At 67.4% G+C, this 14,350-nt stretch carries 12 protein-coding genes; 9 read left to right on the top strand and 3 right to left on the bottom strand.

The annotated features are described in order from the left end of the window. Positions 1-19 precede the first annotated feature (19 nt). Positions 20-2,680, bottom strand: coding sequence for a TonB-dependent receptor (locus O9281_RS13955; protein ID WP_298187052.1), 2,661 nt, complete (start codon positions 2,678-2,680; stop codon positions 20-22). A gap of 82 nt (positions 2,681-2,762) precedes the next feature. Then, on the bottom strand, positions 2,763-4,337 hold the full coding sequence (locus O9281_RS13950) for a hypothetical protein (protein WP_298187050.1): 1,575 nt from the start codon (positions 4,335-4,337) through the stop codon (positions 2,763-2,765). A 282-nt stretch (positions 4,338-4,619) separates the two neighbouring features. Here O9281_RS13950 and O9281_RS13945 point away from each other — a divergent pair, with 282 nt between their 5' ends. The 9 genes from O9281_RS13945 (at position 4,620) to O9281_RS13905 (ending at position 12,847) form a co-directional block, all read left to right on the top strand. After that, the gene (locus O9281_RS13945) at positions 4,620-4,994 is read left to right on the top strand and encodes a hypothetical protein (protein ID WP_298187047.1); all 375 of its coding nucleotides are present in this window, start codon (positions 4,620-4,622) and stop codon (positions 4,992-4,994) included. 153 nt (positions 4,995-5,147) lie between these two features. Beyond that, positions 5,148-5,729 (top strand): lytic transglycosylase domain-containing protein, encoded by a 582-nt coding sequence (locus O9281_RS13940; protein WP_298187045.1) that lies wholly within the window; start codon positions 5,148-5,150, stop codon positions 5,727-5,729. 5 nt (positions 5,730-5,734) lie between these two features. Continuing rightward, positions 5,735-6,040 (top strand): TrbC/VirB2 family protein, encoded by a 306-nt coding sequence (locus O9281_RS13935; RefSeq protein WP_298187354.1) that lies wholly within the window; start codon positions 5,735-5,737, stop codon positions 6,038-6,040. Positions 6,041-6,046: 6 nt separating this feature from the next. Further along, entirely contained in the window at positions 6,047-6,328 is a 282-nt protein-coding gene (locus tag O9281_RS13930) for a VirB3 family type IV secretion system protein (RefSeq protein WP_298187044.1), read from the top strand. A 13-nt stretch (positions 6,329-6,341) separates the two neighbouring features. Next, positions 6,342-8,747: a VirB4 family type IV secretion/conjugal transfer ATPase gene (locus O9281_RS13925; protein ID WP_298187042.1), complete on the top strand. Its 2,406-nt coding sequence runs from the start codon at positions 6,342-6,344 to the stop codon at positions 8,745-8,747. Continuing rightward, positions 8,744-9,937 (top strand): type IV secretion system protein, encoded by a 1,194-nt coding sequence (locus O9281_RS13920; protein ID WP_298187041.1) that lies wholly within the window; start codon positions 8,744-8,746, stop codon positions 9,935-9,937. The genes O9281_RS13925 and O9281_RS13920 overlap by 4 nt, the downstream gene beginning before the upstream one ends. After that, positions 9,934-10,710: a TrbG/VirB9 family P-type conjugative transfer protein gene (locus tag O9281_RS13915; RefSeq protein ID WP_298187038.1), complete on the top strand. Its 777-nt coding sequence runs from the start codon at positions 9,934-9,936 to the stop codon at positions 10,708-10,710. Before O9281_RS13920 ends, O9281_RS13915 begins: the two co-directional genes overlap by 4 nt. A 2-nt stretch (positions 10,711-10,712) precedes the next feature. Continuing rightward, positions 10,713-11,837: a TrbI/VirB10 family protein gene (locus O9281_RS13910; RefSeq protein WP_298187036.1), complete on the top strand. Its 1,125-nt coding sequence runs from the start codon at positions 10,713-10,715 to the stop codon at positions 11,835-11,837. After that, a complete protein-coding gene (locus tag O9281_RS13905) occupies positions 11,834-12,847 on the top strand; it encodes an ATPase, T2SS/T4P/T4SS family (RefSeq protein ID WP_298187033.1) in 1,014 nt (337 codons plus the stop codon). Before O9281_RS13910 ends, O9281_RS13905 begins: the two co-directional genes overlap by 4 nt. An 18-nt stretch (positions 12,848-12,865) precedes the next feature. On the opposite strand, the gene O9281_RS13900 is transcribed toward O9281_RS13905, so the two are convergent. Beyond that, positions 12,866-14,341 (bottom strand): exopolyphosphatase, encoded by a 1,476-nt coding sequence (locus tag O9281_RS13900; protein WP_298187031.1) that lies wholly within the window; start codon positions 14,339-14,341, stop codon positions 12,866-12,868. Between the last annotated feature and the right edge of the window lie 9 nt (positions 14,342-14,350).

Here is a 14,350-nt window from a genome sequence, read left to right as displayed (position 1 = left end):
ACCCTCTGGCCAGCTCTGGCTAGAACTTCACCGAAGCCGAGATCGAGAACGAGCGGCCGACATCGTAGGTGTTGATTTCGACGCGGTTGGTGCCGTTTGACTGGAATTCCTCGCGCTTGCGCCCGGTCAGGTTGCGCGCTTCGAACTTCAGATCGACTTCACGGCCAAGCAGCTTCACCCCTTCGCGCAGCACGAGATCCAGCCGCAGGCCGGGATTCTCGACGATGTCAGGCTGGCCCACCGGGCCGCGGCTGGTCACGCGCTTGCTGGCATAGGTCAGCATCAGCGTCTGCTGTGACAGGCGATCTGGATGCTCGAAGCCGAGCTGCAGGTTGGCCAGATGGTTCGACTGTCCGGTCAGCGGCACGCCGTCGACGAAGACGTTGCTGGCCGGCTGAACGCTGGTGCCGAAAATCGCCACGGTATCGCCGGGGCGCACCTGGATCTCCGACTTGGTGTAGGTGTAGTTCGCGATCGTCACCAGGCGGCGCAGGGCGAAGAAGCCGCCCAGCGATTCCAGATCGAAGTACTTCTGCACTTCCAGTTCCGCGCCATAGAGCCGCGCGCGCGGCGCATTGGCAAAGCTGGTCTGCGGCTGGTTATCGGAAAAGCCCGTGAAGGCTTCGATCGGACGGTCGATCTTCTTGAAGAACCCGGCCAGCGAGAGGCGCTGTTCGCGCGCGAAATACCATTCCCAGCGGGCTTCGGCATTGAACAGCTTGCTGTCGGTCAGCAGCGGGTTGCCGCGGAACAGCCGGTCGGATTCGGGATCGTAGTAGAGCTGGAAGATCAGCTCGCGGAATTGCGGCCGGGCGATGGTCTGCGAGGCATTGGCGCGCAGCTGCATCTGCGGGGCGATTTCCCAAGTGATCGTGCCCGCCGGCAGCCAGTAGCCCTTGTCGAGCCGGGTTCCGGCCAGCGAGTTGCTGGGTACCTTGAACACCTCGATCGGGTTCACGGTCTGCAACGCCGTTTCATAACGCACGCCCAGGTCAAGGCTGAGGCCGTCGATCGGCTCCCAGTTGACCTTGCCATAACCGCCATGCACCCGCAGCGCCGCGGCAAAGGCCGGATCGCTCTCGGTCGTTTCCACCAGGCCGATGTTGAAATAGTCGATGATGCCGGGCGAGAGCAGCAGATCGGGCCGCAGCATGGCCACACCGACCGGGAAGTCCGACGGCGCGATGAACTGGAACTCCCGGCGCGAGGACTGCCGCTTGGTGTCGCTGAAGGCATAGCCGGTGCTGACCGTCAGCCTCGGGGTGACCAGCCAGGACAGGTCAGCGCTCGCCGCCCACAGGTCTTCGTTGAGGTCCGAGAAGGCGACCGAGGCCGAGCCGACCTGGCCGTTGTTGAGCCGGTTGACGAAGTACTGCCCGGTCGGATCGGTGGCGCGGTTGGTGCGGGCATAGCCGAACGACAGCTCATAAGGCGCCTCGCGCTGCGAGTTGGCATAGGTGCCGCGCAGGTCCAGGCTGACATCGCCGAACTTGAGTTCCGTCACCAGCTGCGTTTCGAACAGCTGCCGTTCGAACCAGGCGGTATCCTGGTTCTGCCGGGTGAAACCGCTGTTGAAGTCGTCGGTCTGGGCCAGGCGCCCTTGCTTGATCGTGTCGCGGATGAACAGGTTGGTGAACCGGAACTTGTGCCGACCGAGTTCGAGGCCAAGGCCCAGCAGGCCATTGGCGATGATCCGGTTATCGGTCGTCACCCGCTGGGTATCGGAAAACAGCTCCGACAGGTCGGCCGCGGCGGGGGTCTGCTGGCGGGCATCGCGGTTGGTCCAGCGGTTGCTGAAGCCCACGGTGGCGATCAGGCCGAGCCGGGCATCATCGCCCACGTCCCAGGCCGTACCGCCAGAAATGGAGCCCGAAAAGTTGACCGGCAGGTTGGGAATCCGCTGCAGCGTCGCGCGGCTGAAGCGGACGAGTTCACCGGCGACAGCCTGATCGTCCACGGCCAGATCGCTGATCTTGTTGCCGCTGGCGAAGAAGGCGGCCAGCGCCGGCGGAACATCGCGGCTGCCGTTGTCAAACCCGGTCCAGTCGGTCCGCGAGCCGAAATAGCTGTAACCGAACTGGCCCGTGGTCTCGGTATCGCCGCTCATCCCGGCGCTGATCGTCAGGAAGCCCTCCTTGGGCACGGCCGTGGTGGTCAGGTTGACCACCCCGCCCCCGAACTCGCCGGGGAAGTTCACCGAATAGCTCTTCTGGACCAGCGACGAGGCCACGACATTGGTCGGAAAGATATCGAGCGGCACCACGCGGCGCAGCGGCTCGGGGCTTGGCAGGGGCGAGCCGTTGAGCAGGGCGAGCGAGTAGCGATCACCCAGGCCGCGGACATAGACGAAGCCGCTGCCGACGATCGACAGGCCGGTGACGCGGCCCAGGGCCCCGGCGATGTTGCCTTCGCCGGTCCGGGCGATTTCGGCGCTGGACAGGACCGACACCACCTGGTCCGAGGACTTGGCCACGTTGCGATCCTGCCGCCCGGTGACGACAATTTCGCCTGGCAGCGACACATCGACCTGCTCTTCGACCGGAGCCTCGGGCTCGGCCGGAGTTTCCACCGCCGGTTCCGCTGGTGGCGGATCGGCCGGGGCCTGTTGCGCCAGGGCCTGCGTCGGCAGGGCCAGGGCGGTGGAGAGCAGCAGCAATGTTGCGAGCCGCGAGGTGGTCATTTCAAGTCCCCCAGGGAAAGCTGGATAAAGCGACGGGGGCAGCCGATGTCGGCCGCCCCCTGATTAAGCGATCGGGCGGCCGTCAGGTGACAGGCAGCGAGGTGCACGCGCCCGAGTTGCCCGTGCCGAAGGTCAGGTAGGACATGTTGCAGGTCCACCCGGCGTACCAGTTGTCGGCCGTGTTGCGGACGGCGCCGATCCAGGTCGTGGTGTCAAAGAAGCTGACCCAGGTCTTGGCATCGAAGCCCGGTACGCCGCCCTCATTGGTGCCGTTGATGAACTGGCTGGCCAGCGTCGGGGTGAAGGCATCGTTGTTGTTGTTGCTGCCCGAACCGAAGATGTTCTGCGCATCGGTGGCGGTCACGCCGTTCGAACCGATGTACTTGGGCGTACCGCACTGCATGACGAACGAGCGGAACAGCGGGGCACCGGCTTCGTCGATCCCGGCATCCACAGTCGCCGAAGCGGTCTGGGTGCGGCTGATCCGCAGACAGGCATAGTTGGGCGAGACCATCACGCCATTGGCGATCGAATAGTCGGTGCCGCCCCGCAGCAGGATCGAGGCCTGGGTATCGCCAGCCGTGCCGGTGTGCAGGAAAGTGACGTTGGCGAGGCGCGTGTTCTGACGCGGGGTGTTGCCATCGGCCGAGTTGTCCGAGTCGGCCTCGATGATGCCGTTGCCAACGCCGGGACGCTGGAAGGCGATCAGGTACTGGATGTTGGTCTTGGTGCCGGTGTCGGTATCGACGCTGTCATCCTCGGCGCCGCCGACGATCAGGTACTTCATGTTGACCCGGCCACCGAAGATCTCGATCCCGTCATCCGAGCTGTTGACGCTCTGGATGTGCGACAGCTGGGTGCCGGTACCGACGCCCTGCAGGGTCAGCGATTGCAGTTCGGAATTGCCCGAGAGGACATAGCCCGAATAGCGGATCTGGACATAGCGCATGGTGCCGCTGTTGTCGGCCGGGTTGGCACCGCCGTAGATCGCCGGATCAACCGCGCCTTCGGTCTGGCGCTCGCACTGGGCCGAACCGGGGGTCGCGGCGGGGGCAATGGTGCAGTCAGTGGTGGGCGCGCGGCCCGACAGCACGATCCCACCCCACTGGCCGGACGAGGTTTCGGTGTTGAGGCCGAGCACGTTGTCACGGCTGGTGAACACGATCGGGTTGGTCGCGGTCCCTGCCGCGTTGATGCGGTTGCCGCGGTTGACGTGGAGCCAGGACACCCCGGTCCCGCCAAACACGATCACGCCCGGTTCGATGTTCAGGACGACATTGGTATCGGCCGCGGTGGCAGTGGCCCCGCCATCGGTGCCGACATCGACGCGGCCCGGCAGCTGATAAAGCAGGCCCGGCACCTTGGTCAGGGTGATCGTGCGGTTGATGCGGTTGGGCAGGCTGCAGACGCGCCAGGTGCCGGTCGGACCGGAGATGGTGCCGGCATCGGTCAGGCCCTGCGGATCGGCGATGGTGGGGCAGCCCGCAGCCGGGGTAACGGTGGCGGGGCCAGTCGGAGTCGGAGTCGGCGTCGGCGTCGGAGCGGGGTTGATGATCACATTGCCGCCGGTACCCGGCGAGGCGATGTCGCTCGGCCCGCAGCCGGCAAGAACGGCGGCGCTGCAGCTGGCAAGAAGCAAGCCATGGATCTTCTTCACGTTCAATTCCCCTAAAGCTCGGATGACCCGGTCCGGATTGGACGGTGCGACTCGCGAGATAGGGAAGCAAAGTGACAGCTTGTTTTCGCCAACGTGACGAATACTCAGTCCTTATTGCGACTGTATTATGACTGTTGTGACATTCGAATCGCCGGAAGCAGCCTTTTGCAGGCGGCGCGAAGCCTATGTTGCGCTTTTATGACAATGTTACAGTTTTGTTGCATTCGCTCGGACTGCTCCATAGCCTCCCCTCCAACAAAGGGCAGAAAAGGGAGTTGAGCGATGATTGGCAGCATGATCCTGGCAAGCGCCGCCTTGGCTGGCGCAACTGTTCCGGTAGAGGTTTCCGCCCCGCGCGCCGAAGCGGCCGATGTCGCCTTTGACGAGCTGCGCACCGGCCAGGCACAAGCCGCAATCCAGCGGATTCGCGCGAATCGGGCGGTTGATGCTGACGATCCTTCGGCCCTGATCAACCTCGGTGCGGCCCATGCCCGGATCGGCCAGGCCGAACAGGCACGCGGCTATTACCTCGCCGCCGTGGCCAGCCGCCAGCGTTATGACGTGGAACTGGCCGATGGTCGGTGGATGGATTCGCGCCGCGCCGCTCGCCTCGCGATCGAGCTGCAAGCGAAGGGCACCACGCTCGCACTGCGATAGCAGCGACCAGCGCGCGCCTCGCGCGCGCGTGCGAAAGCTGAAATCAGCGCCAGTAGCGGCGCGATCCGAACAAAGTAAACCTGGCGGTTTGTCCAGCAACCGTCACAGAGCTGTCATGTAAAACGCGCATCGCGACCCCATCCGGAGGTCGTAATGATTCGCGCGTCTCGCTTTGCTCTGTCCCTGCTTGGTCTGGCCTTTGCCAGCGGGACGGCGCGTGCCGATGTGCTGGAAATCGGCGCTTCCGGAGCAACCTGGATCGCGGGTGGTCCGCTGGCCGCCGCCCAGTCTGTGACTACGGCGGCAGGCACCACTGCTCCGCTCTCGCAAGTGGCCGATACCGCCGGTCCGGACCAATGGCGCCCGCACCTTGCCCGCATCGCCGCCAAGTACGATCTCAGCCCGCAGTTGCTCGAAGCGCTGGTCTGGCAGGAAAGCCGCTGGCGGACCAATGCCGTCTCGCCGGCCGGAGCGCGCGGCCTGGCCCAGCTGATGCCCGGCACGGCGCGCGAGCTGGGCGTCAATCCCGACGATCCCCTCGCCAACCTGGAAGGCGGCGCGCGCTATCTGCGCCAGCAGCTCGATACCTTTGGCGGTGACCTGGAAAAGGCCCTGGCCGCCTACAACGCCGGACCGAACCGGGTGATCCGGGCCGGGGGCATTCCCAACATTCGTGAAACCCGGGGCTATGTTGCCGCAATCATGGCGCGCCTGGCCCAACCTGTCCGGAGATGACCCAGATGCTCTCGTTCCGCCTTGCTACCGCTGTCGCCGTGCTGGTGGCCACCACCCAGCCGGCGCTGGCCCAGGCTGCCAATCCCCAGGGTTCGGGCCCCATCGTGGCCGCGCTGACCTGGCTCCAGGGCACCTTGCTGGGCAATGTCGCCACGGCCGTCGCGGTCATGGCCGTCGCTGCCGTCGGCTTCATGATGCTGACCGGCCGGATGAACTGGCGCTTTGGCGCAACGGTGATCATCGGCGTGTTCATCCTGTTTGGCGCCGGCGCGATCGTTTCCGGGATCCAGTCCGCCGTGGCGGCTGGCTGAAGGGCGATGCAGCTATCGCGCTTTCCGGTCCACCGCGCGCTCACCCGGCCGCAGATGTTCGCCGGCGTGACCTACAGCTTCTTCATCATCAACGCCGCGATCACGACCGAGATCTTCCTGATCACTAAGAGCTTCCTGGCCCTGCCGGCAGCGCTGATCATCCACGCGGTGGGCTATCTGGCCTGCCTGCGCGAACCGCGCGTGTTCGATCTGTGGATCACCAAGGTTTCGCGCTGCCCCAGGGTGCGCAACTGGCAGCGCTGGGGCTGCAACAGCTATTCGGCCTGAAGGGAACAGCGTGATGGGCAAGTGGACCGGGGCTGCACTCTGGGCAAAAAAGGAAGCCACGGCGGGGGAGCGGCTCCCCTATCGGCGGCTGGTCGACGAAAACGTTGTCCAGCTGCGCGATGGCTCGCTGATGATCTCGCTACTGGTCCCTGGCCTCAGCTTCGAAACGGCTGACGCGGACGAACTCAACGCCCACACCGCCACCCGCGAAGTCCTGCTCCGCAGCACGCTCGATGCGCGGTTCGTGCTCTATCACCACGTGATCCGGCGGCGGGTCGACCTGTCGCTGGAAGCACAGTTCGACGATCCCCTCGCCGCCCATATCGACGCCTTGTGGCGTGACCGGCTCAGCCGGGGCGCGCTGTTCGTCAACGACCAGTTCGTCAGCCTGGTGCGCCGTCCGGCCCGCGGCAAGGCCGGTTGGGCCGACCGCCTGAGCCGCAGCCTGAAACGCGCCAAGGCCGACGAGCTGGAGGCCGATCCCGCCGAGCTGCGCGCCCTGCGTGCCGCCGCCAGCGCCATGCTGGCCGCCCTCGCCCCTTACGGCGCGCGGCTGCTGGGCGATTACGCAGGCGGCGCGGGCACCTGTTCGGAAGTGCTGGAGCTGCTGTCCGCGCTCTACAATGGCGAGATGCGGCCGGTGCGCCGCCCCGCCGACGATGCCGATATCGGCGCCATGCTGCCCTACAAGCGGCTGAACTTCGGGCTCGATGCGCTGGAACTGCGCGGGGCGGGCAGCTCCGGCTTTGGCGCGCTGCTGAGCCTGAAGGACTATCCCGACAGCACCGGGCCGGGCCTGACCGACAACCTGCTGCGGTTGCCCTGCGAACTGGTGCTGACCGAAAGCTACGCGCCTGCTGACCGCCAGATCGCGCGTGAGCGGATCGACCTCGCGATCCGCCGCCTGCGCTCGGCCGATGAGGAAGCCGTGGCCGAACGGCGCGAGATGCAGGCCGCGCGCGATGCCCTGGGCGTGGGTGCGGTCGGTTTTGGCGATCACCACCTCTCGGTCCTGGTCCGCAGCGACGGGCTGGAAGCGCTGGACGAAGCCAGCGCGATCTGCGCCGCCGCCCTCGCCGATGCCGGGGCCGTTGCGGTGCGCGAGGATGTGAACCTGGAGCCGGGCTTCTGGGGCATGTTCCCCGGTAACGAAAGCTTCCTCGTCCGCCGGGCGATGATTTCCACCGCCAACATGGCCTGTTTCGGCGCGCTTCACGGCTTTGCCATGGGCCAAGCCAGCGGCAACCACTGGGGTGACGCGGTAACCTTGCTGCAGACCACCAGCGCCACGCCGTTCTTCTTCAACTTCCACCAGGGTGATCTGGGCAACTTCACGGTGATTGGCCCCTCGGGCTCGGGCAAGACCGTGGTGATGAACTTCCTGGCCGCCCAGGCGCAGAAGTTTTCGCCCCGCACGATCCTGTTCGACAAGGATCGCGGCGCCGAAGTCTTCGTGCGCGGGATCGGCGGCGCTTACAGCCGGATCGCCGCCGGGCATCCCACTGGGTTCAACCCGCTGGCCCTGCCTGACAGCCCCGCCAACCGCGCCTTCCTGCGCGACTGGCTGGGGGTGCTGCTGGCCGCGACCGGGCCGGAGGAGCTGGCGATCATCGCTGCGGCGGTCGATGCCGCCTATGCCAACGATCCGGCGCTGCGCCGCCTCGCCCATTTCCGCGAACTGCTGGCCGGATCACGCCGCCCGCAGCCGGGGGACCTGGCCAGCCGGCTGGACGCCTGGATCGGCGATGGCGAGCATGGCTGGCTATTCGACAATGCCGAGGACCGACTGGACCTGTCGGCCCGCACCCTGGGCTTCGACATGACCGCGCTGCTCGAAACCCCGCGCCTGCGCACCCCAGTGATGATGTACCTGTTCCACCGGATCGAGGAGCGGCTGGATGGCCAGCCGACCATGATCCTGATCGACGAGGGCTGGAAGGCGCTGGACGACGAAGTCTTTGCCGCCCGCATCCGTGACTGGCTCAAGACCCTGCGCAAGCGCAATGCGCTGGTGGGCTTTGCCACGCAGAGCGCGCGCGATGCGCTCGACAGCCGGATCGCGACAGCCCTGGTCGAACAGACCGCCACCATGGTGTTCATGCCTAATGCCCGCGCCCGGGCCGAGGACTATTGCGACGGTTTCGGCCTGACCGCGCACGAACTGGACCTGATCCGCAGCCTGCCGGGGCATAGCCGCTGCTTCCTGGTGCGGCAGAGCGATGCCTCGGTGGTGGTGCGGCTCGACCTGTCCGGCCTGCCCGAAGTGCTGGCCGTGCTCTCGGGCCGCGAAAGCACCGTGCGGCGGCTTGACGCGCTGCGCGCCGAACTGGGTGATGAGCCTGCCGTCTGGTACCCGGCACTGACCGGCGCGCCCTGGCCCACCAGCGACGCCGGGGCCTGGATCGAGGCCGCCGAATGAGCGCCTGCGAAGCCCTTGCCGCCAATGCGCCGAGCGGGGTCGCCCCGGCCCTGCGCGCGGTCGATTGCCTCGCCAACGAGGCGGCGGCCACAGCCTTTTCCCGCCTGTTCGGCAGCGCCGGGTCGCTTACCCCCGCACTGACGATCCTGCTGACGCTCTACATCGCCTTCTTCGCCATTTCGCTGCTGACCGGGCGCAGCCGCGTTTCGGTTTCGGCCCTGACCCCGCGGATGATGACCCTGGGCCTGGTGCTGACCTTCGTGACCAGCTGGCTGGCCTATCAGGGCGTGGTCTGGAACCTCGCTGTGGGCGCGCCCGATCAGATCGCCGGGATACTGCTGGGGGCCAAGGGCTCAGCCACACAATTGTTTGCCGACCGGATCGACATGATCTTCGCCGCCATCGCCGAGGTTGCCTCGGTCTCGGGCGGCGGCCAGGGCGGCGCGCTGCAGAATACCGCCTCGGGCAGCTTTACCCCCGGTAACCTGATGTGGCTGGGTGCCCTGCTGTTGATGCTGGGTACCGTCGGGGTGCTGGTTACCGCCCGCATTGCGCTCGCCGTGTTGCTCGCGATTGGCCCGGTCTTTGTCGTCCTCGGGCTGTTTTCCGGCACGCGCGGCCTCACCGCCGGATGGCTGCGCGGCGTGGTGATGACCGCGATCACGCCGCTGTTCGTCGTGCTGGGCGGCGGCCTGATGCTCGAACTGCTGGTGCCGGTGGTCAATGCCCTGCGCGAAGGCGAAGGCATCGATGGCCGCGCCGCCATGGCGCTGTTCATGATCGCCGCAATCCACATCGCGCTGATGACCATGGTACTGCGCGTCGTCAGCTCGATGGTGGCCGGCTGGCAAGTGTTCGGCCTCGCCGCGCCGGAAAACCGGACCGGAGCCCGGACCATGCCGGAAGTGGCCCCCGCTCCCCTGGCGGGACAGGTTGGCGGTGGCATGGCCTATCCCGTCGCCGCGACCGACCTGCGCCGCAGTTCAGGCATAGCCGCCGCTGCCATGACCGCCGAAAGCCCGGCCGCTCCAACCGCTGGCGACAACCGCACCAGCATCACCAGTCGCACTGTCGTGACCACTGCGGCCGACCCCGGCCCGCTGCCCGCCCTGCGTGGCGCTGCACGGGCGCGCGGCATCGGCAGCCGGTTCCAGGCGCGCCGCCCCCAAGCCCAAGGGATGATCCGATGAAGCCCCACCTGTTTCTGGCCCTTGGCCTGCTGTGCCTTGGCAGTCCGGCCCTTGCCAAGGACCCGCGCCTCGCCGCGCGGCCCTATAACCCTGATGAGGTCGTGCGGATCGATGGCCAGCTTGGCGTCCAGGCCTCGATCGCCTTTGCCGAGGACGAGCGGATCGAGAACGTGGCCGTGGGCGATTCGGCCAGCTGGCAGATCACGCCCAACAAGCGCGCCAACCTTCTGTTCGTGAAGCCGTTGGCCGGCAAGGCACGGACCAATATGACGGTGATCACCGATCGTCGGACCTATTTCTTCGACCTGGTCTCGGGAACGGCCGCCAAGCCGCTCTACGTGCTGCGCTTTTCCTATCCGGACGAGCCCAAGCCGGAACCGCAACAGGCCGCCACCCCGGCCCTGAACGAGGCCGAGGCCCGACTGGCCGAGGGGGAAAAGCCGGTCGATCCGGCCATGCTCAACTTCCAGTGGGCCCGGCGCGGCGATGCCCGGATCCAGCCGGTCCAGCTCTATGACGATGGCCAGTCCACCTACCTCACCTGGGCGCGTGACGTGCCCCTGCCCGCGATCCTGATCCGCGATGAAAAGGGCACGGAAGGCCCGGTCAACTATGCCGTGCGCGGCGAAACAATCGTGATCGAGGGCGTCCCATCGCCAATCTTCCTGCGGGCCGGGCGCAACGCCGCCCAACTCGACTATCGCGGACCGGCGCGCACAGCACCCGCTCCTTCGGCTCCCGCACTGGCTGCCGCCGCAACCAAGGATCAGTGACCATGCGCCTCAATCAACGCTTGCCCGAACGGGTCGGGCTGGACCAGGACACCGATCCGCGCGACAACCCGGGGGCCGAGGTCATTGACCTTGCCACCCGCAGCGTTCTGCCCGCCGTAACCCAGCGCCGCCCGAAGTCCGAAGGGCTGGGCCTGGCCGCCGGAGTCATTGCCGTCGCCCTGCTGGGCGGCATCACCCTGTGGTCGATGGACGCGGCCCGCACCGGCTCGAACGCGCCGCAACCCGCGCCTGCGCCCGCTCCGCCCGTACCGGTTGAAGCGGTCCCGGCCGTGCCACCGCAGGCGATCACCGATATTAGCGCACAGCAACTGCCCGCTCCGCCGCAGCAGCCGGTCCTTGCCGCTCCGCCGCAGGACGCGGTGGCAACCGGGCCGGTTTCCAACCCGGCCGCCTCGCCCACGGTGGTGTTCGATGCCAGCTCCTTGCCGCCCTCCACCCTCACGGCACCAGCCGGTCCGCTGGGAGACGCCGCACCAGCGGCTGCCCCCACCGGCAACAGCAACGACGATTTCGCCACCCGCATCGGCGGCGTCGGCGGCACGACCGCCCGGGCGACGGCCGGAATCGATCCCAAGACCACCGTGACCCAGGGCACCCTGATCCCGGCCGTGCTGGAAACCGCGATCGATACCGACGTGCCGGGCTATGTCCGCGCCGTGGTTTCGGCCGATGTCCGCTCCTTCGATGGCAGCCGGGTGCTGGTGCCGCGCTCCTCGCGCCTGATCGGCCAGTACAAGAGCGGGCTGCAGGCCGGGCAAAAGCGCGCCTATGTGATCTGGACCCGGCTGATCCGGCCGGACGGAGTCTCGGTCAACATCGCTTCGCCCGCGATCGCTTTTTCGGGCGAAACCGGGCTCGGCGGCAAGGTCAACACCCACTTCTTCGAACGGTTCGGCTCGGCCATGCTGCTGTCCGTGATCGGGGGGCTTTCGGCGGTCAGCGGGGGCACGGCCGGGATCATCATCGCCGGCAGCGGCCAATCGGCGGCGGCGGCGGCCGTTGGCCAAAGCGCCAACATCGGCCCGACCGTGCGCGTCCGCCAGGGCGAGCCGATCCGCGTATTCACCGCCCGCGACCTCGATTTCTCGCGGGTCAACACGCAATGAGCGCCGCTGTGAGCCGTCTGCCGATCGACGATGCCGATCCCCTGCCGACCGCTCCGCGCAGTGTCTATCTCGATGCCTATCTGGCGCCGCTGCAACCCTGGCTGGAGCGCGAGACGGTCACCGAAATCATCGTCAACCGCCCGGGTGAGCTGTGGATCGAGGATGCCCAGCAACCGGGCATGCAACGCATTGCCCTGCCCGCGCTCGATGACCAACTGCTGCAGCGGCTGGCCGAACAGGTGGCGCGGATCAGCCACCAGGGGATCAACCGCGAACACCCGCTGCTGGCCGCCACCCTGCCTGATGGCGCGCGCATCCAGCTGGTTGGCCCACCCGCCACGCGGCGGCACTGGGCGCTGGCGATCCGGCGGCACCGGCTGCTCGACCTGCCGCTCGATGCCTATGATCGCGGGCCGATCGTGGCCCCGCCGGTGGCCGTACCACCCGATCCGGTAACGCAGCCGATCGCCTTTCTGCGCCACGCGGTGCGCAGCCGCCAGACGATCCTGGTGGCAGGTGGTACCTCGACCGGGAAAACCACCTTCCTCAACGCCCTGCTGCGCGAAATCCCGGCGCATGAACGCGTCATCCTGGTCGAGGATACGGCCGAATTGCGCCTGCCCGGTGCCAATGGGCTGGGCCTGATCGCGGTGAAAGGCGAACTGGGCGAAGCCAAGGTTACCGCCAACGAGCTGCTGCAATCAGCGCTGCGGCTGCGGCCCGACCGGATCGTGCTGGGCGAACTGCGCGGGACCGAAACGATCAGCTTCCTGCGCGCGATCAATACCGGCCACCCCGGCTCGTTCTCGACCGTCCACGCCAATCATCCGCGCGGCGCGCTGGAACAGATCGCGCTGATGGCAATGCAGGCCGGGATCGGGCTGACCCGGCGCGAAACGATGGAATACACCGCTTCGGTGATCGATATCGTCGTGCAGCTGGACCGAATCGACGGCCAGCGCGGGATTGCCACAATCGCGCCAACCCGCACGCTGATCGACGCGCTCTGATCGACGGACACTGATCGACTAGACTGCGCGGATCACCGCCGTGAGGCCAAGATGCTGAGCCAATAGCCGGAAATCCTTTTCCACCGCCTCGCTCGCCAGGTCGCGGGCGCGGGGATCAAGGATCAGCTGCAGTTCGCTGTCGTCCCGGCGCAGTGCGGATGCCGAGAACATCTGCGGCGCCAGCCCGGTCAGGCGGCGGCAGAGACGGATCGCAAGGCCCCAGGTGATCGCCTCGGCCAGCCGCTCGGGGGGCGCCAGGCCGATCACCTCGGGCGGCAAGGTGCGATTGGCATTGGCCAGCAGGCAGGTTGCGATCATCGCCCGGCAGGCTCCGCCCGCGCCGATCCAGCGCTTGTGCAGCGCCCAGTCCAGCGCGGTGACCCCACGCAGGTTGGGTTCGACCTGCTGCAGGGCCAGGGCCAGCATGATTGCCGCAAGGCGCAGGTCCTCGCCTTCCTTGTCAGCCGAACCGGCCACGTCCGCCGTCCAGCCGGCCACCATCGCTGCAATCGCGGGCGATGCACCCAGCGGCTCGGCAAAGGCGCGCACGCCGGCCGCGAGCGGATCGACCTGGCGCTGCGCCTGGGTCAACCGCGCGAAGACCAACCCTTCGCGCAGCCCCCAGCCGGAAAAGACCACCCGTTCCGGACCTAGCGCCTGAGTCAGCGCAGCGAGCAGCGCTGCGCTGTCCGGCAGGCTGGCGAGCCGCGAAGGCGAGAGACCGGGAACCTCGGCCAGCACCTTGGCCCGTTGCAGTCGGCGGCATTCCGCGAGCAGGTCTACCGCCGAAATCTCGAGGCCATGCGGATCGTCCAGCGGGACACCGCTGGTCTGCAGATGATAGCGCGCCAGGGCCCGGAACGAGCCGCCGACCAGGTAGAGTGCCTCACCCGGCTGGCAGGCAACCCCGGTGGCGGCGAACATCCGTTCGGTCCGGCGACGAAACTTTGTTGCCCCGGCGGCGCGCATGACCGGCAGGCGCAGGCTCCCCAGTGGCAGGCTGCTGCCATGCTCGCTCACCCCGGCGGCGATGTGGACCAGTTCCAGGCTGCCTCCGCCCAGGTCGGCCACCACGCCGCGCCCCTGCGGGAAAGCGCCGGTCACGCCCAGCGCGCTGGTCAGGGCCTCTTCCTCACCAGTCAGCAGTCGCGGCTTGAGCCCAAGCTGAGCCACTTCCGCGAGGAAATCGGCGCCGTTGCTCGCATCGCGCACCGCGGCGGTGGCAACGGTCTGGACAGTGGTGATGCCCATCACCCGGGTCAACGCCGCATAGCGCCGCAGCGCGGCCAGCGCAGCGGCGGCGGCCTTGGGCGACAGTTGGCCATTCTCGGCCACGCCCTTGCCGAGCCTGGCCGAAACCTTTTCGTTGAGCAGCACCACCGGCGCGCGCAGCGGCCCGCCATAGATCACAAGCCGCACGGTGTTCGAACCGATGTCGATCACCGCCTGTCGGTCGCTGCCGCTATGGCCCAGAATCGTGTCGCGCAGTCCCATCCGTGTTCC

This window comes from Novosphingobium sp., assembly GCF_027531025.1.
Classification (GTDB): Bacteria; Pseudomonadota; Alphaproteobacteria; order Sphingomonadales; family Sphingomonadaceae; genus Novosphingobium.
The sequence above is the reverse complement of the archived record's forward strand: the minus strand, read 5'-3'. Positions and strand labels throughout refer to the sequence as shown.